The organism is Pedomonas sp., assembly GCF_036515995.1.
Taxonomy (GTDB): Bacteria; Pseudomonadota; Alphaproteobacteria; order Sphingomonadales; family Sphingomonadaceae; genus Pedomonas.
Genome location: NZ_DATBUP010000025.1, coordinates 31,905 through 49,512 on the forward strand (window position 1 = coordinate 31,905; position 17,608 = coordinate 49,512).

At 59.6% G+C, this 17,608-nt stretch carries 12 protein-coding genes; 5 read left to right on the forward strand and 7 right to left on the reverse strand.

All coding sequences use genetic code 11. The annotated features are described in order from the left end of the window. Nucleotides 1-5: 5 nt before the first annotated feature. The gene (locus VIG90_RS02145) at nucleotides 6-647 is read left to right on the forward strand and encodes a retropepsin-like aspartic protease (protein WP_331591784.1); all 642 of its coding nucleotides are present in this window, start codon (nucleotides 6-8) and stop codon (nucleotides 645-647) included. Between the two features lie 142 nt (nucleotides 648-789). Here the strand turns inward: VIG90_RS02145 and VIG90_RS02150 are convergent, their stop codons facing one another. Further along, nucleotides 790-2,796 (reverse strand): M3 family metallopeptidase, encoded by a 2,007-nt coding sequence (locus VIG90_RS02150; protein ID WP_331591785.1) that lies wholly within the window; start codon nucleotides 2,794-2,796, stop codon nucleotides 790-792. 413 nt (nucleotides 2,797-3,209) lie between these two features. On the opposite strand from VIG90_RS02150, the gene VIG90_RS02155 reads away from it, so the two are divergent. After that, entirely contained in the window at nucleotides 3,210-4,136 is a 927-nt protein-coding gene (locus VIG90_RS02155; protein WP_331591786.1) for a hypothetical protein, read from the forward strand. Nucleotides 4,137-4,201: 65 nt separating this feature from the next. Here the strand turns inward: VIG90_RS02155 and VIG90_RS02160 are convergent, their stop codons facing one another. The 4 genes from VIG90_RS02160 to VIG90_RS02175 all read right to left on the reverse strand — a co-directional run bounded on the left by VIG90_RS02160 (nucleotide 4,202) and on the right by VIG90_RS02175 (nucleotide 12,081). Further along, on the reverse strand, nucleotides 4,202-6,631 hold the full coding sequence (locus tag VIG90_RS02160; protein WP_331591787.1) for a TonB-dependent receptor: 2,430 nt from the start codon (nucleotides 6,629-6,631) through the stop codon (nucleotides 4,202-4,204). Between the two features lie 348 nt (nucleotides 6,632-6,979). Further along, the gene (locus VIG90_RS02165) at nucleotides 6,980-9,283 is read right to left on the reverse strand and encodes a TonB-dependent receptor (RefSeq protein WP_331591788.1); all 2,304 of its coding nucleotides are present in this window, start codon (nucleotides 9,281-9,283) and stop codon (nucleotides 6,980-6,982) included. 148 nt (nucleotides 9,284-9,431) lie between these two features. Beyond that, entirely contained in the window at nucleotides 9,432-10,265 is an 834-nt protein-coding gene (locus tag VIG90_RS02170) for a Coq4 family protein (protein WP_331591789.1), read from the reverse strand. Between the two features lie 10 nt (nucleotides 10,266-10,275). Further along, nucleotides 10,276-12,081, reverse strand: a complete 1,806-nt coding sequence (locus VIG90_RS02175) for an acyclic terpene utilization AtuA family protein (RefSeq protein WP_331591790.1) — start codon at nucleotides 12,079-12,081, stop codon at nucleotides 10,276-10,278. A gap of 106 nt (nucleotides 12,082-12,187) precedes the next feature. Between VIG90_RS02175 and VIG90_RS02180 the strand changes: the two genes are divergently transcribed. After that, the gene (locus tag VIG90_RS02180) at nucleotides 12,188-13,120 is read left to right on the forward strand and encodes a helix-turn-helix transcriptional regulator (RefSeq protein ID WP_331591791.1); all 933 of its coding nucleotides are present in this window, start codon (nucleotides 12,188-12,190) and stop codon (nucleotides 13,118-13,120) included. Nucleotides 13,121-13,175: 55 nt separating this feature from the next. On the opposite strand, the gene VIG90_RS02185 is transcribed toward VIG90_RS02180, so the two are convergent. Further along, nucleotides 13,176-14,156 carry a bile acid:sodium symporter family protein gene (locus VIG90_RS02185; RefSeq protein ID WP_331591792.1) on the reverse strand — a complete coding sequence of 327 codons (981 nt, stop codon included), beginning with the start codon at nucleotides 14,154-14,156 and terminating at the stop codon, nucleotides 13,176-13,178. Between the two features lie 114 nt (nucleotides 14,157-14,270). Between VIG90_RS02185 and VIG90_RS02190 the strand changes: the two genes are divergently transcribed. After that, the gene (locus VIG90_RS02190) at nucleotides 14,271-14,954 is read left to right on the forward strand and encodes a FadR/GntR family transcriptional regulator (protein ID WP_331591793.1); all 684 of its coding nucleotides are present in this window, start codon (nucleotides 14,271-14,273) and stop codon (nucleotides 14,952-14,954) included. Nucleotides 14,955-15,133: 179 nt separating this feature from the next. On the opposite strand, the gene VIG90_RS02195 is transcribed toward VIG90_RS02190, so the two are convergent. Beyond that, on the reverse strand, nucleotides 15,134-16,222 hold the full coding sequence (locus tag VIG90_RS02195) for an NADH:flavin oxidoreductase (RefSeq protein ID WP_331591794.1): 1,089 nt from the start codon (nucleotides 16,220-16,222) through the stop codon (nucleotides 15,134-15,136). A gap of 224 nt (nucleotides 16,223-16,446) precedes the next feature. Between VIG90_RS02195 and VIG90_RS02200 the strand changes: the two genes are divergently transcribed. Next, a partial coding sequence (locus tag VIG90_RS02200; RefSeq protein WP_331591795.1) for an MFS transporter occupies nucleotides 16,447-17,608 on the forward strand: 1,162 nt, incomplete at its 3' end.

Sequence of the window (17,608 nt, forward strand, 5' to 3'; positions counted from 1 at the left end):
AGGATATGCCGATCACGATCAATCCCGAATGGCAGCAGTTGGGGCTTTATGCTGCGGGTGCGGCGTTGCTACTGATCCTGCTTTTCAATATCCCTTTTGTTGGCCGCATCATCCGCTCGCTGTTTTCATTTGCGTTGCTGGTCTTCTGCCTTTTTCTGCTGTTTCAGCAGGCGCCGTTTGACCCAACCCTGGCGCGGATCACAGCGCGATTTGGCCTTGATCAGCAGGAGGTCATGGGTGAGGAGGTGCGGATCCGCATGTCGCCTGACGGCCATTTCTGGGCGCAGGTTGCCATAAATGGGGTTGAGAGACGGATGCTCGTAGACAGCGGCGCAACCGTGACCGCTCTGTCAGAGCGGACAGCCGAGGCCGCGTCGATTGATCGAAGTGCCGGTATGCTTCCGGTCATGATGCGAACTGCCAATGGCATCGTGGAAGCTGAGACGGGTACCGTTGAACGGCTCAGCCTCGGCGGGATCGAAGCACGCAATCTCAAAGTCGTCGTCTCTGCGGCGCTCGGCCCGATTGATATTCTAGGTATGAATTTCTTGTCCCAGCTCGCCTCCTGGAGGGTGGAAGGGCGAACGCTCATCCTCACGCCGCAAAGCAGCGGCGGACAAGATCACAACAACAGTGCCGCCTCGTAAGGCTCTAACCAACTGGCGCTAAAGGCAAGCTTGAGAGCGGCAACGGAGATGCAATGCTCGGGAGGAGGCCTTCTGCTCTCGAGGCCGAAACGATGCAGGTCGGGTGGGACAGCACTGCAAGTCCCACCCGCCCCTTGATACTTTACTTCTGAAGTTCAGCTTTGAAGGCTTCAAGGCTCAGGTTTCGGCCAAGCAGGTCATGTATCAGGACATTGGCGTCCTGGGACCCGCCGGGCTCCAGCACCAGCTTGCGATAGCGCGATGCGGCATGGGGATCGCGCAACCCAGCCTTTTCAAACGCAGTGAACAGGTCCAATGCGATCGCTTTCGACCAGATATAAGTATAATAGATCGCCGAATAGCCATCGAGGTGACCGAAGTTCGCAAACTCATAAGCGGCGTCCAGAAGGGGCAATTGCACATACCTTTGGGACTGAGCATCATACATATCTTTAAGATCAAAGTCTGGCGCACGATTGTAATAATTCAGAGATACCGCCGCCAGAGCGAGTTGGCGTTTCCACATTTCGGATTGGCCGAACCGGCGGCCTGCGTTCATCTTTTCGACCAATGCCTGGGGTATTGGATCGCCCTGCGGATTGGATGCGAATGTCCTCAGGGTGTCGTAGTCCCAGACCCATTCCTCCAGCAGCTGCGAGGGGGCCTCGATGAAATCCCACTGCAAATTGCCCATCGACTGAACCCCATATTGGGTTCTGCCAGAGTAAAGATTGTGGATCAGGTGGCCGAACTCGTGAAGGAAGGTGACAACATCCTGATGGTCCATCGGTCCGGAGGCGGGCATGTTTGCAACCAGCGCGCCCGTTGGGATCTGTTTGCCTGCAATGCCGGTGCGCACCGGGAACATGGCAGCATGATTAAACTTGCCTTCTCTTGGATGCATGTCGAGATAGAAACGTCCTACCAGCGTGCCGTCTTTGTCATAGAGTTCCCAAGCCGTGACGCCATCCGCCCAGACCTTGGTGTTCCATGGCCTGAAATCGGCGCCAAACAGATCCGATATCAAGCCAAAGATGCCCTGACGCGTTTTGTCGTAAGTGAAATACTGGCGCACTTCCGCAGCATCGACTGCATACTTCTCTTTGCGCAACAGATTGGAGAAGTAACGCGTGTCATAGCGCTGCAGTTCGGTAATGCTCGGGTCAACCGTCTTTGCGAAGGCAAGGAGTTCCGCCATGTCTTTCTCGGCGCTCGGTTGGGCGGCCGCATTGATCTCATCCAAGAACTGACCGGCACGCTGTGGATCGCCGATCATCTTGTCCGTCGTCACAAGTGTAGCGTAATCAGGGTAGCCGAGCGTCTGGGCCAAGGCGTAGCGCTTCTCCAGTAGCGATTTCAGCACTGGCGCATTGGTCGGCCACGCCCGGTTCAGAAACGCTGTCATCACTTTTTTGCGGGTTTCCCGATTGCTTGCAAACTCAAGCACCGGAAAGATGTCGGGATAATCATAGGTCAGGTGCACAAATCCGTCTGCGCCCGCCTTGTGGGCGCTCAGATAATCCTGCGGAAGCCCAGCCAGTTCCTCGGGCCGCAACTTGATGTCACCGGTGTCGTCTCGGATGTTGGCAGCAAAGGCCAATCCAACTTCGGTGATCTCTTTCTGCAGTTCAGCAACCTTTGCGCGGGTCGCTGCATCCTTATCCACACCTGCAATCCTGTAATTGGTCAGCATCTTCTTGAGCGTGAAGGCTGCCTTTGCATCGCTGGGCGTCGGCAGGCTCGCCAGTCGCTCATAGATCGGCAAGGAAAGACTGATCGCGCTATTGAGATCCGACAGCTTCGCAACGCAGGTCTCCGCGGCTTGCCGCACCTCCTTGTCTGGATTGGTTTGCGAGATGAGAGCCATCTCGTTGTAGCCGTCGCCAAGGCCGAGCATCAGGGTGTCATAAGCCACGAAGTCTTCATTGAAGGTCGCCCGGGCGCTGCGCTTCTCCAGCTCGGACTTTGCCTTGTTGGTCAGCGCAAGTACCCTGTTGCACCGGCTCGATATTGCCTCAGAAGAAGCCTCTGAAACGGGCAACGCTGTAAGCAAGGAATAGATCTCGGCAGTCGATGTGGAGCCGCCGATCGCCGGGGTTGCAGCGAGCACGGCACCGGTCACAAGCACAGTTATACGTGAGCGTTTCATTTTCACTCCTGGTGAAGATTATGCGGGAAAGCTGGCCACCTGTTGAGGAGCGAGCTGTCTTTCCAGTTGATCTTAGGTTTATCGGCACCAGCCGAAGAAGGGCCTGGCCTGGGCCAAACTGACGCCGTAGTGCAGAGATCCGCTTCAGCCGTTGTGGTGATATACGGGAGCTTCGCAGTCGCTCAGACAAGCCGCAAAAGCCATGCGCTTGGACGCCTAGCACGCACTTTTGCCCAGTTCTGAACCAGCAACGCCCAAGTCCTCCCCCGATCGCCTTATCCACGGCTATCGCAATCCTATCAGCTTAGCACCGGAACTTTTTGCGTATATTTATTGCCCCAATCGTCGTATGCGAATGGCAGCAGAAGGATTGCCAGAGTGATCTGGACATTTCCAGTCGAGGTCTGACAGGCGTGAGCGGAAGAACTGATCGCAGGGCGTACGATCCGCATTTCGGCGTCGCATACCGGAGTGCAGAAGCAATCCTCAGTCATGCCGAGTTCCCCCGGGCGCGCCTGGTCTATCTCGACAGTGTGCTGACGCTCTATGGAGGCAACGCGTTTCTTAACAAACTGCTGATGGAAGCCGCAAGGATCGTAATCTTTGCGGTGGTCATCTGTCTGGAGGCTGGCTACCGAAAGGAAGACCGGGCCACCTGGCCGACGGTCGGTAACCTCAAGAAAGCGCTTGCGTTGTTCAATATCGCAAGTCCGAGGCGGATTGATCATGTCCTTGGCCGCCTGATACAAACGGGTTATCTTGAAAGCAAGGTTTCGCCCCAAGACAGGCGTGCACGCCTGCTGTTGCCCACCGACAGGATGAAGCGGCACGATCAGGACTGGCTTGCTGCGCATTACGCACCACTTGCGATCCTGTATGGTGATGCCGATTATGCCCTTCCACTCCGTGGCGACCCTGAGTTTCAACGTGTCCAGAGGCAGATCGCCACGGGTTTCTTTGCTCAGTCGGCTATGGTTCTGCTGCGCAATCCCGACATCATGCTCTTTCTGACGCGCGACGCGGGCATCCTGGTGCTGGCGCAACTTGTCAAGGAGGCTATGAGCCAGGGAGCAACCACTGTGCCGCTGTCGTTTGCGGACCTGAGCCGCCGCTTCGTGGTCTCGCGCACCCATGTTCGCCAACTTTTAATGGATGCCGAAGCTCAAGGCCTCGTCGCGCTCAGTCAGGACCGCAGGCAGGTGACGCTGACGCCGCGTATTCTTGGAAGCCTTAATCAATTCATCGCAGACGGAATGTCAAATCATGATCTGACCGGGGCCGCGGCGAGGAAGGCGCTTGCTGAGATGAGAACTACAACTGCCATGGTCCCTGATGCCTGAAAGCCGTCGCCCCTCCCCCTTGAAACAGGGGAGGGGCGATCGGCTGCTCTTCGATCGGAAGAACCTTAGTTGCCAAAGCGGTAGTTAAGACGTAGTCCCCAGGTCCGAGGCTCGTTGTAAACGAGGCTCGTGGTGCCAAGGACGCTCATGATGGGAACGCCGCCGATCTTGTAGACCTCCTTCGTGACGTTGTTGACGAAGAAGGAGGCGCTCACATCGCTGCCTGCAATGTTTGCCCATTCCAGGCTCAGGTCCAGCTGGTTGTAGCCGTTTTCCTCGCCGATCGGGTCCTTGAACACGGAGAGGGAGTAACTGCTGGAGTAGCTCCAGTTCGCGGCCCAATTGAGCTCTCCGTTCTCACCCGGCAGCGGCATGTTGTATTGAGCCCCGAGCGACAGGCGGTGCTTGGCGAGGAACGGGAAGGGCCGGTTGAGCTCAGGCTCTCCCGTCCGGCGACTGATGAAGCGGCCATATTCTGCGTCCGTCAAAGCATAAGAAGCGGTCAGCCTCAAGCCTTCGACAGGCATCAGCATTGCATCGACTTCGAGGCCTTTGACAGTCGCCTCGGCCGCGTTGACGATGAGATTGATGAGGGAGAGCTCGCCGGTCACCGGATTGGTCTCTGAGAAGGATTCAGAGACCTGTGCATCCTTCAGCTTGGAGCGGAACAGGGCAAGGTTGGTGCGCGCCGGCATGCCGCCGATTTCGAAGTCAGCCTTGAGGCCGGCCTCGACGTCGGTCACGGTTTCAGGCTCATAGGCGATGCCGAAATCAAGTGCCTGCGGATTGAGGCCACCTGCGCGGTAGCCGCGGCGGTGGGTGATGTACAAAAGTGTCTCGGGCGATACCTGCCAGTCGAGGCTGATATTGTAGGACGAAGCGTTGAAGGATTCATCCACAACGGCCGGACAGCCGTTGATCAGGCTGCACGACGTGATCGGAAATTGGCCCGCCGGATCGCGGCGATTGTCGGTCTTGATCCACCGATAATCATGGGTGTAGCGGTAGCCGGCCGTGATACTGAGACCTTCGGCCACCAGATCTGACAGGTCGTAGGACAACTGTCCAAACACTGCCTGGCTGCGCTCCTTGCGCTCGATCAGATTGAGCGACGGCGTGCCGACGGACACCTGGATGAGCTTCTGGACGTCAGGCGTTTTCTCCCAAAGGAGAAAGCCGCCCAAGGTGAAGTCCAGCTTGCCGTCAAGGGCGCTGCCCTGCAGTTGAAGCTCCTCGGTGATCTGCCGGAGATTGCTCGACCATCCGTCGGGCGTCGTCTGGTCGAGCAGCGGTAGAGCCGTCCCGTCCATGTCATAGCGGCTGAGTTGTTTGAAGCGGCGAAGACCGAAGATGTTCTTGAACATCAGGTTGTCGTTGAGCTCAAATTCGGTGATGTTGGTGATGCCCCAGCTGCGCGTGCGGGACAGGCCATCAACCGAAGATAAAGTAACGCGCGGCCCCCCGGCCTTCTGGGCTGCCAGCTGCTGGTCGAGGATAGGCGAGGGCGCGAAAGCAAAGCCGCCGGCGGCAATGGCCTGCATGATGGCACCCATCGGATCGGTGCGCAGCAAGGCAACGGACGGTCTGTTGCCGCCCAGGTAGAGCGGCAAAGGCGGCAGCGACCCGCCGAGCGGGGAGGAGGCGAGCACATTGCCCGTGAGAACCTTGTTCTGATCGATGCCGCCGATCTGCTGTGACGAGCCGTTGGTATCCGACTTATAATAGTCAAACATCAGGAAGTTGCTGAAACGGTCGGAGGGCGTAAACATGGCCGAGACGCGGCCGCCCCAGTAGTCACGGTCGTCCTGCATCTGGCCCGTCACCAGGTTTTCCGTAAAGCCGTCGCGCTTGGAGCGCTTCCCAGCAAAGCGGATCGCAAGGGTTTCCGAGACCGGTACGTTCAGCGCCGCTTCCAGTTGACGTTCGTCGAAGCGACCGATTTGACCAGACACATAGCCTTCGAACTCGTCCGTCGGTCGCTGGGGCTCGAAGAGCACTGCGCCGCCCGTCGAGTTGCGACCGAACAGGGTGCCCTGCGGACCCTTGAGGACCTGCACGTTCTGCAGATCAAAGAAGCGGCCCGGGCCGCCGGAATCGGCGGTCTGGAGCGGCACTTCGGCAAAATAGGCAGTGACGCGCGGATTCTGGCCCTGGGCGGATGCACCCGAGCTGGACATACCGCGGATCGATAGGGTGACCTCATCGCGCGCCTGCTGGTAGGTGGTCAGCGACACGGCCATGCGCTGCAGGTCCGTCGCGTCCTGAATGTTGCGCTGGGCCAGCGCTTCGCCGGTGAATGCCTGAACGGCAATCGGCACGGTTTGAAGGGCTTCCTCACGCCGGCGAGCCGTGACGACGATTTCGTCGAGCCTTAGGCCGGTCGAGGCCTCCGGGGGTGCCGACGGGGCTGTTTCCTGTGCCAGAACCGGGTTGAGAGAGGACACGAACGCAACAGATCCAAACAGAATCCCGAACTTCGTCGATACGTTGACCATACTTTCCTCCCCTGCCTTAATCCGGGTATTTCTCCTTATTTTTCATATGCAGACCCGTAGTGGTTAACCGGAATAAGGATGGAGGGAAGTCTATTCTAATACTTCGATCTAGCAAGTGATCTTCAGGGTGGTTGCCGGGTACACCCCCCATTATGCGCAGGAGCGTTGGAAATTTTCTACGATTCTGGCAAGCGGGGCGTCGTGCAACGCGTCGTCGCCGAGATTGCATGCCAGAACCGCAAGATTGGCATCAGCTGCTAAGAGTTGATCGGTCAAATCCGGCCTGATCAGATCGTGAGGCCCGCGCGGGAGCGCGGCGTGGTCGCGCCGGCTCCCGTCCTTGAGGTCCTAGAACCTGACCTTCATGTCCACGCCCCAGGTGCGCGGCTCACTGTAGGTCACAGTACCAAAGCCGAGCGAGCCGAAGTCCACACCGCTTGTCACGTGCTTCTTGTCCGTAAGATTGCGGCCCCAAAGTGCCAGTGTGGCCTCATAGCTGCCGAGTTCAAAGCCTGTCAGGGCCACCCGGCCGTCGAGTAGGCCTACCGGGCCGCTCGTCAGGTAATCGTCGAAAGGTCCGAACCGGGGAATGGCATTGAAGTATATGCGGCTGCGCCAAGCATAATCCAGCCGGGCGGTCAGTTCGCCACCAGCCACCTCGCCAAACCGATATTCCGCTCCAACGTTGAATGTGGTGCTGGCCGAATAGTTGAAGCGGGCTTCGTCTGCCACATCGATATATTCGTCTGTCGTCGGATCCAGCACGATGAAGGATTTGACCTTGCGCTTGGTATAGCCAGCCGAGCCATTGATGTGCAATTGGTCGGTCAGCAGCACATCCAGCTCCAGCTCCACCCCGGTGAAGTGGCCGCTTCCGGCATTAACCGTCACTGAGTTGGCGCCGCCCGTGCCCGCGATCAGCTGGTTGAGCTGCTTGTCCTTCAACCTCATGTGGAACAGGTTGCCGTTCAGGCGCATGCGCCGGTCGAGCAGTTCGGACTTGAAGCCGAGTTCATAGGAAGTAAGGCTTTCAGGGTCATAGCCATCGTTCATGGCGCGCGGATTGAACCCGCCTGCCTTGTAGCCGGTTGCCACGCGCGCGAATGTCATCACGTCCGGCGTGACCTGGTACTGCAAGGTCGCCGCCCAGTTGGTGCGCTCCCAGGAGCGCTCGAGCGAGCGGGGAGTGGGGCTTGTCTGGTCCAGCCACTTCTTGTCGCGCGTGTAGCGCAGGCCGCCTGTAAACTGCAGGTCTTCAGTCAGATGGTAGGTTGCCTGGCCGAACAACGCTGTGCTGCGGTTCTTGTGGCTATACTCCATCAGATTTGTAAGGCCCAACCCGCGGTAGATGCCGCCAAGATCGACCAGATAGGTATACCACTGCGGATTATACTCATGGGATTTTTCCTGGAAGTAAAAACCGCCCAGGACGAAATCAAGCTGGTTGCCGATATTGCCAATGAGGTTGATTTCTTGTGACCATTGTTTCTGACGGCGGTCATTGTCCGCGCCAAAGAGCGAGACGTCACCAATGACGCCGGTTATGAGCCGGCCCTTGAGGCCCTCGTTGCCGTCCAGATCGGTGTTCAGCAACTCCGAATTCCATTTGCGAAAACCGGTGATCGAGCGCACCGTCAGGCTGTCGCCTACATCGGCTTCCAGTGTCAGGGCATGGCCCTGCACCTTTTCATGGACGGGTGTGTAATCCGCGCGCAGCGCATCGATCCGGTCTGTGGACGGTTCGATGAATGCCGAGCCGCCATTGGCTGCTGATTGGCGGTAATAGCTGACTACCGCATCGGTAGCCGCTACGATTTGGGAGGCCGGCACCACATTGTTGATATCGGAGTAGTCGAAGCTGTAGGTGGCGCGGAAGCGGCCGCCGTCATCGTAGGCGAGTACTGCGCGGACGGCATCCACATTGGTCGCCCCGGGATCCTTCTTGTCCGCCTTCAGGACATTGTCCACATAGCCGGAGCGCTCCTTGTGGGTGTAAGATACGCGGGCCTTCAGCCCTCGGCCGATCAGGCCGGTGTCAAGGCTTGCGCGCACCTGTGAGTAGTCCAGGTTGCCAAGGCTACCTCCGAGCTCTCCGCCGAACTCGTCTGCTGGCTTGCGTGAGATGAAGTTGACGGCGCCGCCCGTGGTGTTGCGGCCATAGAGCGTGCCTTGCGGTCCGCGCAGAACCTCGACGCGTTCCAGATCCACCACGTCGAAGATCGCACCGGTCGAGCGGCCGATGATCACGCCATCGACATAAAGCCCGACCGGCGAGTCCGCCGTCAGGATCGGCTCGGCATCGCCAATACCACGTACATGGATGATCAGGTGCGAGCTGTTGCCGTTGCCCGACGTCGTCGTCAGGTTCGGAGCAATGCCGGTCAGCTTGCCCGCGCTTTCAATGCCGCGCGTCTCGAGCGTGTCGGCAGACACGGCACTGATGGCAAGCGCCGTGCGCTGCAATGGCTCGCTGCGCTTTTGTGCAGTTACCACGATCTCTTCAAGTCTTGGCGTTGTGTCGGCATCGGACTGCGCCAGTGCCGGTAGGGCACTGGAAGCAACGGCGACAATCACGCCGCAGCTGAGCAGACGGCCATTTGATTGCCGTCGGACCTGTGCGAGCGCACCTTTGGTGCCTACAGAGTTCTGCATCCTTTTCCTCCCCTTTGTAATTTTCTTCGGCAAGCCCCGCAGGCAGTTGTTGCGTGTTCCCGCCCGGTTTCAGGCAAAGCCTGACCGGCGCGGCGACTTGTCCGCTATTTTCGGATATTTTTCTTGTTATAGGTGCCGGGCGCCAGGTTCAGTCCGGGCGGTACTCATCCCACTCGAGCGAAGCCGCCAGCGTGTCCACCTCCCGGGCACTCCGAATGCCTTTGATGCGACGGGCTTCCTCTACCGGCAGATGCAGCACATCTTCGTAGCGGATCAGAAAGATGGGATCGGAGGCGAGCCCGACGTCCATCCCCACCCGTGTCGCTTCCAGCGCTTTCAAGTACGACTGCTGATAGTGCAAGGCGGTGCGCATCAGGAGGCGCTGCGCGCCAAGCAGCTGACCCAGGTTGACCTCGGCCGCCAGCTCTGGTGCAAGAAAGCGCGGAACGTTGCTCAGGCGTGCATAGTAGGGGACGAGTTCGCCCAGGATATTGAATGCGCCCCCAAACATGATGTGCTCGATGTCATGGGTCTGTCCGCTCCGGAAGCGGTAGTAGTCGTACTGGGTGCGCGGCTCGAACCGCTCGATGATGTCCAGTTCGAAGTTGTTGTCTCGCAAATATTCGCCAAAGATGCGCCCCAAAGACCCTTGCGGACAGTCCAGCAGATCCTCCTTTGTGAAGGTCGAGATAAAGCCCTCGTGAAACCAGGCGTCGAGCTCCGGCCAGCGCGCGCGCTCCTGCGTGAACAGGTCCTCGATCCGCTCGAGATCCTGAACGTCGAACAGAAACTCGTAGAGCTGGTAGGCATCTGCCGATGTTGGCCGGTCCTTGCCGCTGCGGCGCAGGAAATGAGTGGCGATCCAATCTCTGAGCCGGGGATCGTTCAGGTACTTGGACGAACTGATCAGAGTAGAGCTTTTGGTCGTCAGCGATTGCAGGCCGCGAAGGAGATAAGGCTGGTTCGATTTATCCTTGCTCATGAAACATCCTTTACAGCAGGGGCAGCAGGTGGTTCGGCACAGGTACCGGCATTTCCAGCAGCATCTGTGCATGGGACTTTGCAGCCGGATCCAGCCTGAGCGAGGCCGTCATTCCGCCTGCCAAAGATTGATGCACGACGAGATTGAGCGCGTGGATGCCCGGAACTTCGAACCGATCAACACGGGCACCGGCATCATCTGAGAACAGGTGGGCAAACCAGTCGCGCACCGCCTCCTCAGTCAGAGCTGCGCGGATCCATGGCAGGAATTCCGGCTTGCGGGCGATCACTCCCACATTGAACAGGTTTCCCTTGTCGCCGCTGCGGGCATAGGCAAGCCGGATCAGCTCAACTGTTGCCGTATCCACCTCTTTCGCACCAGGCGTTTCGCAGGAGAGGGCCGGGCGCGTGATCAATCCCGGCTCGAACCCGCCGTCCATCGGCACGATGACAGGCACCGTCTGCCCGTCGAGCACGACCCGAGCCTCAACCCTCGTTTTGGGCAGCAGAACTGAGCGGTGATGGCTGACCGGCACGGAGCGTGGAGTGGCCAGCACCGGTGCAATGCTGGTTCCGACCGACATGTTCATGATGGCGGCGCTGGCTTCGCGCCAGAAGAGGTCGGTCGCAGCCATGGATGGGCTGTCGACGACGATCTTCAGCAGCACTTCGCGTGGTGCAACCGGGCGGGCGTGGGGACCATAGCTGGCCTCGGCCCCAATCACCTCGACCTGCACGTTGGACCAGTCGCCCAGGTTTCGGGCGCGCAGCATGCAGCTTGTGCGCTCGAGGATGGCATCGGCCTGCCGGCAGGCCTTGGCGACTGCGTCTATGCCGATGATGGGCTGGAGGGAGATGGATCGCCAGCCTTGATCATAGGTCACCGAGACCTTGTAGTGACTGGTTGGCGGGTAGCCCCTGGCGCCGGATACACGCACACGGTCCGGTCCCACTTGTTCCAGGCGTATGGCACTGAAATCGCAGGTGACATCGGGTACGAAATAGGCTTGGGGATCGCTGACCTCGTAGAGGAGCTGCTCAGCAACCGTTCCTTCGCTGACCAGGCCGCCAGTACCCGCAGGCTTGGTGATGATGAGGCTGCCGTCCTCGAAGCATTCGCCGACCGGGAACCCGATGTTGGCCCAGTCCGGCACCTCCTGCCAGTCGGTGAAGGTTCCCCCGGAGACCTGTGCGCCGCACTCGAGCAGGTGTCCGGCAGCCGTTCCGGCCGCCAGCCGGTCATAGTCCTGCATTGACCAACCAAACTCGTGGATCAGAGGCCCGAGCACGAGGGCGCTGTCAACGGCCCGACCCGTCACCACGATATCCGCGCCAAGCGCCAGGGCGTTAACTATGGGCAGTGCCCCAAAGTAAGCATTGGCGCTGGTCAGGGCCTCAGGCAGCGGCTCGCCCGAGAACATGTCGACCCGCTCGGCTGCGGGAAGATCGGGCATCAGTTGGCTCACGTCATCGCCGATGATCGCCGCCACACGCAGGTCGATGCCCTGTTCTCTGGCACGAGCCTCGATGAGCCGTGCCAGCCCTTCGGGGTTCATCCCGCCGGCATTGGTGACGACCTTGATGCCGCGCTCGCGCAGCGCCCGGAAATGCGGGCCGATGTGAACATCGACAAAGTCAGGCAAGAATCCGGAACCGGGGTCCGCTGCCTTCATGCGGCTGAACAGGCCCATGGCGCCTTCGCCAAGATAATCGAAGATCAGGTAATTCAGATCTTCAACCGTCAGCAACTGCGGCACCGCCAGAGCGCTGTCGTTCAGCGCCCCGGAAGCTCCGCCTATGCGCACAACCTTTCCCATCCGGTGCCTGCCTCTCCAATGAGTTCTTTTTCAGGCCACTGACAGGGTCCGCATGCGCGCTCCCCCCTGCCAACTGCCGTTCCCTCTATGCAGACACTCAGCTTATATGCAGCGGCTCTGGCCCAAAACTAGGAACGTTTATCCTATGACTGAGAGTGACAGGATGAAGCTTGAGGCGGGAGGTGCCGATGTTGCGCGCCGCCAGGAACTGGCCACCTTCCTGCGGACGCGCCGGGCCCGTCTTCCTCCTGCCGATCTGGGATTGCCGCAAGGAACACGCCGGCGCACGCCTGGGCTTCGCCGGGAGGAGGTGGCCGAACTCATTGGCGTTTCTCCCTCCTGGTACACCAAACTGGAGCAGGGCCTGGATATCCGAGTATCCTCGCGCCTGTTGCGGCGTCTGGCCAATACCTTGCGTCTGACGGCCGTCGAACGGGTGCAGCTCTATCGGCTCGGCCTGCCTGAAGCTGCCAACCCGGATGTGCCGGTGCCCGAGGACGTGCTGCCAGCAGTTCAGACCATGATCGACGGGCTGGGGTTGAGCCCGGCGTTCATTCTGACCCCGCGGGGCGAGTACATCGGCTCCAATCAGGCCGCCAGGGCCTTTTTCGGCGACTTTGAAACCTTTGCCGGGCCGGAGCGCAATCTGCTGCTCTCCTTGTTTCTCCACCAGCCGGTGCGCCAGTATCTACCTGACTGGTGGGAGTCGGCCCGTCAGCAGGTCGCACTGTTTCGTGCGACCTATGCCCGAAATGCCAACGACCCCTATATTCAAGCCCTGGTGGGGCGTCTGCTGAAGGAAAGCCCGGAATTTCGCGAGTTGTGGAACAACTATGACCTGCCTGTCGGACCATCTCGCCGCATCACGTTCGACTACCCAGGCAGTGGGGCGATGACGTTCGAATACTACTCGTTCTATGCAGATGTGGATGCAAACTTTCGCGTGGAAATCTTCACTCCGCTGTCCCAGCATGAAACCTCCGCCAAGATGGAGGCGCTGCTGAGGGCCTGTTCCTTGAACCGGCGGGATCAGACCTGACAGTCAGCCGGATCCGGAGCTTGGCAGGCTCTCTGGAGAGCGCCTGGTCTGTAATCTAGTCATTGACTGCTTTCTGGAGCCTTTTGGTGCTTGCGGCGTAGCGTTGAGCCAGGATTGCTCCAAGCAGAATCTGGATCTGATTATAAAGCAGGATCGGCAGCACGATCATCCCAAAGCCGCTCGTTCCGGCAAACAGGACCTGTGCAAGCGGTAGGCCCGACGCGAGGCTTTTCTTTGATCCACAAAATACGGCCGCGATCTCGTCCTCCCGGCTGAAACCGAGCCAGCGAGCACCGCCGATTGCAAAGACGAATACGATGACCAGAAGGAGCGTGCACAGGCCGGCTGCCATCAGCAGCCCGGTCAGGGGAAGGGTGTGCCAGAGGCCCGCCGTGACGGACTTGGAAAAGGCTGCGTAGATGATCAGCACAATCACCGACTGATCGTAGCTTTCCAGCCAATGTTTCCGTGTAGCAAGGAATGGTCCTGCTCGACTGTGAATGGCCTGACCAAGACCGAACGGCAGCAGCAACTCGACAAAGACACTGCCAAGGACCTGGCTCAGGTCGACTGGCGCCGAGGGTGAAGACTTGATGAACAAGGCCATCAGCAGAGGCGTCAGGAGCAGCCCGAAGACATTCGAGGCGGCGGAGTTGCAAACGGCCGCCGGGACATTGCCTCTTGCCATTGCCGTATAGGCGATCGAGGACGAGACGGCCGATGGCAGGACGCCGAGGTAAATGAAGCCAAGAACCAGGTCGGCCGGAAGGAAGTGGTCAGGCACCAGACGCAGTGGCTGTACTATCAGCGGAAACACGATGAAAGTAATTGCAAAGATAAATCCGTGAAGCCGCCATTGCTTCAGTCCAGCCAGCACTGCCTTGTGCGACAATGCGGCCCCATGCCCGAAGAAAAGCAGGGCAACGCCTGCCGTGCCGATCCAGTCGATGATATCTGCCGCTGGCCCTGTCGCGGGGAATACTGTTGCAACGACGACTGCAACAATCATCAGCATCAGAAAGGAATTCAGTCGCATACTCGCACCCAGAGCAAAGAGGTCGCGCCAAATGCGGGCCGCTGACCAACTGTTGCTGGCGACCATACTCTCTGGCAGTGTTGGTCCACAAATTGGTCTGAAATTGAGGGTAGAATGACGAGCCGTAGTCCCGCCGGGGAGGTTGTGAAGCGGCTACGCACTCTCTTGAGACGTCTGCGCCTGGGGCCGCAGGACCGTGTTCCACCCGAACGCGTACTGGCGGCGGAGCTTGGCTGCAGTCGCGAAACCGTGCGACGGGCGCTGCAGCAGTTGGAGGGTGAAGGCACGATCTGGCGTCATCAGGGAAAGGGCACTTTCATCGGGCCAGCTCCTGCCGGCATTGAAAGGCCGGTTCACAGAGTTGTGGAGAGTGCCTCGATCTCCGACCTTATCGAGGCGCGCCTGGTCTATGAACCAGCACTGGCCGCCGCTGCTGCGCAAGCAGCAACGCCAGAGAACATCAAGGAGCTACGTGAACTTGCCATCGCCACGGGAGCGGCCCGAGACTGGTGGGAATACGAGCGGCTTGATGATGCCTTTCACAAGGCGGTTGCACGCGCCAGTAGTAATCCCCTCCTTGCTGCGATCTTCACCACGCTTGCCTCCGTGCGTGGTCGTGCCTCTTGGCAGCGCCGCCACGACGCCATGTTTCGGAAGGCGCGCAAGGAGGAGTACGCAGCCCGGCAAAGCATCTTGCACCTGGCTGTTGTCGATGCGATCGCCGCTGGGGACGGCGACGGTGCATATCAGGCGATGCGTCGGCACTTGGAGACGATCCGCGGGCTGCTGGAGTGTTAGGGCGCCCCGGGAAGCATGCGGGCGTGAGGCGGGCAGAAAATCAAGGTGCAGCGAATGTCACGTCGCGCCTTCCCGCCCCGAGACCGAGTGCCTATTGCACCAGCTCACAGGGGTAGACAACAGACGGGTAGTGGTTCTCATGGTCTCGCGAGGATCTGCCGACGCCGATCACGGCAAGCTCAGGCGGGCGTTTGCACCTCCGCTACGAAACCGGGCCAGGTCTGCAAGTAGGTGAGGAAGGGAGCGCTGACACCTTCTGTCGTCAGATGCTCGGCACTGATTGGCATGGGCGGGGATTGATAGAACGGATCGGATTGAACGCGCTGCGGGAAGTCGTGACGCAGGATGGCCGCGCGGCCAATCGAAACAAAGTCGCAGCCTGCCTCGATCACCTCTGCAGCGGTCCGGCCGTTCATCACCTTGCCTGTAGCTCCTAGGCGCACCTTGCCGCGTGGCAAATCCATAAAGCAGCTCAGCAGGGTTCGTCCCTTGTATGCCTCATCTTCAGGCTCCTTGGTCACGTCCCACAGCGACAGGTCCAGGTAATCGATCTTCTCCTGCCGCATGATCTCGCCAGCCACCTCGCGGATTTCAGGCAAGCGTTGTCCATAGCGTTCGGGTGACAGGCGCAGCCCGACCTGGAAGTCTGCGCGACATTCGGCGCGGATGCCGTCGATGATCTCGAAGAGGATCCTTGCTCGATTCTCGAGGCTGCCACCGTAGCGATCGGTACGGCGGTTGATCTCCGGAGAGAGGAACGCCGCTAAAATGTAGCCGTGTGCGCCGTGAATCTCAACGCCGTCAAAGCCGGCTTTCTCCGCACGCCTGGCCGCAGCGATGAAGTCATCGCGCAGCTGCTCGACCTCCCTCTGGGTCAGGCCGCGGGCTCCGGTCTTGGGATCATCAGAGGGTGATATGGGCGTGCCGACCAGTTCCCTGGGTGCCCGGTTGCCGCCATGATGAAGCTGGACCGAGGACAGTGCACCACGGATCTTCAACTCCTGTGCCAGGCGGGTCAGGCCTTCCAGGTGCTGGTCGCCAAAGATGCCGAGCTGGCCGGGAAAGCCCTGGCCTGCCGCTTGCACGTGGGCAGCAGCGGTCATGACCAGCCCGAAGCCGCCACTGGCGCGCTGGACCAGCCAGCGGACTTCTTCCTCTGACAAACGCCCGTCGGTATGGCTTTGCTGATTTGTCATCGGTGCCAGCATGAAGCGGTTCTTCACGGCAGGGCCACGAGCAAAGGAGAGGGGCGCGAACAGATCTGTCATGGTCCTCCAGATGAGCTGCATGCATCGCTGCCCCATATAGGCAAAACATCAGCATGATCATTCAATTCTTGCTTTTCGTCAGTGCGAACTGCAGATGAGTGTGTACTTACTATATATGGACGCTGGGTTCAATGGCGGGACGGAGCGGCTCTTGCTCAAGGTTTCGACGGCTGGTGCCCACCTCATTTATTCGACGTTGAAGCGGAATTCGGGGACGGATGATCATGGCAGCACAGAAGACGGCCCGGGGCACTGCGGCCTATCGCCGATTCACGGCGGCAATGCTGCTGGCGGGGCTTGCCACCTTTGCTGTCTTTTACTGCGTGCAGCCACTGCTTCCCCTGTTCAGCGACAACTTTGGAGTGGAGGCCGAAGAGGCGAGCCTCGTGGTGTCGATCACCATCGGTCCCATGGCAATCGCGTTACTGGTTGCCGGCGTCTTGTCCGATCGTCTCGGTCGCCGCCCCCTGATGATCACCTCGCTACTGGCGGCCGGTCTTGTCACGCTTGCAGCAGCAGCAGCGCCGGACTGGCACTCTCTTCTGGCGCTCCGCCTGCTCGCGGGCCTTGCGCTTGCTGGTGTGCCTGCAGTGGCGATGGCCTATATCGTCGAGGAGGTGGAGGACGCGGCTGCAAGCCACGCGATGGGGATTTATGTTGCGGGTACAGCCATGGGCGGCATGATGGGTCGCTTGCTAGGCGGCTTCATCGCCGAGTATGCAGGCTGGCGCGTCGCTGTCGGCTTTGTCGGCAGCATCGTATTCGTCATTGCACTGCTCTTCTGGCGCTATACGCCCCACTCTGCCCATTTCACGCCGCGCCGGCAGTCGATGGCGGGTTACCTTGGCGGGTTGAGGCGGTTGTTCTCGGACAGGGCCATCCCTTGGCTGTTTGCGGAAGCTTTCCTCCTGATGGGCGCTTTTGTCAGCATTTATAATTATGCGAGCTACCGTCTCGTAGCTGCGCCTTACAATCTCAGCCAAGCAACCGTCGGAGCGATCTTTCTTCTCTTCATTGTAGGCTCGCTCAGCTCGACGTGGGCCGGAAGTCTGGCCGGCCGACATGGCGCAGGCAAGGTTTTCTGGGCTTTCCTTCTCCTCTTCCTTTCCGGCATCGCTTTGACTGCTACCATGCCTCTTCCCGTCATCATTCTGGGTATTGCGGTTGTGACCATCGGCTTCTTCGGGGCGCATTCCGTTGCCTCGGGGTGGGTGGGCCGCCGCGCCGGCGCTGACCGTGCTCAGGCAGCCTCGCTTTACCTGTTCTTCTATTATCTTGGAGGCAGCCTGCTCGGACTGGCCGGAGGTTTCGCCTGGACTCGCGGCATGTGGCTTGGGGTTGCCTTCTTCACGGCTGGCCTGGTTGGGACAGGGGCGGTCATCAGCG

Excerpts from the sequence above, each read along its gene's own strand:
- VIG90_RS02145 (WP_331591784.1), top strand. The coding sequence starts at position 6 with ATGCCGATCACGATCAATCCCGAATGGCAGCAGTTGGGGCTTTATGCT.
- VIG90_RS02150 (WP_331591785.1), bottom strand. The coding sequence starts at position 2,796 with ATGAAACGCTCACGTATAACTGTGCTTGTGACCGGTGCCGTGCTCGCT.
- VIG90_RS02195 (WP_331591794.1), bottom strand. The coding sequence starts at position 16,222 with ATGACAGATCTGTTCGCGCCCCTCTCCTTTGCTCGTGGCCCTGCCGTG.
- VIG90_RS02160 (WP_331591787.1), bottom strand. The coding sequence starts at position 6,631 with ATGGTCAACGTATCGACGAAGTTCGGGATTCTGTTTGGATCTGTTGCG.
- VIG90_RS02190 (WP_331591793.1), top strand. The coding sequence starts at position 14,271 with ATGACGAGCCGTAGTCCCGCCGGGGAGGTTGTGAAGCGGCTACGCACT.
- VIG90_RS02175 (WP_331591790.1), bottom strand. The coding sequence starts at position 12,081 with ATGGGAAAGGTTGTGCGCATAGGCGGAGCTTCCGGGGCGCTGAACGAC.
- VIG90_RS02170 (WP_331591789.1), bottom strand. The coding sequence starts at position 10,265 with ATGAGCAAGGATAAATCGAACCAGCCTTATCTCCTTCGCGGCCTGCAA.
- VIG90_RS02180 (WP_331591791.1), top strand. The coding sequence starts at position 12,188 with ATGCAGCGGCTCTGGCCCAAAACTAGGAACGTTTATCCTATGACTGAG.
- VIG90_RS02185 (WP_331591792.1), bottom strand. The coding sequence starts at position 14,156 with ATGCGACTGAATTCCTTTCTGATGCTGATGATTGTTGCAGTCGTCGTT.
- VIG90_RS02165 (WP_331591788.1), bottom strand. The coding sequence starts at position 9,283 with ATGCAGAACTCTGTAGGCACCAAAGGTGCGCTCGCACAGGTCCGACGG.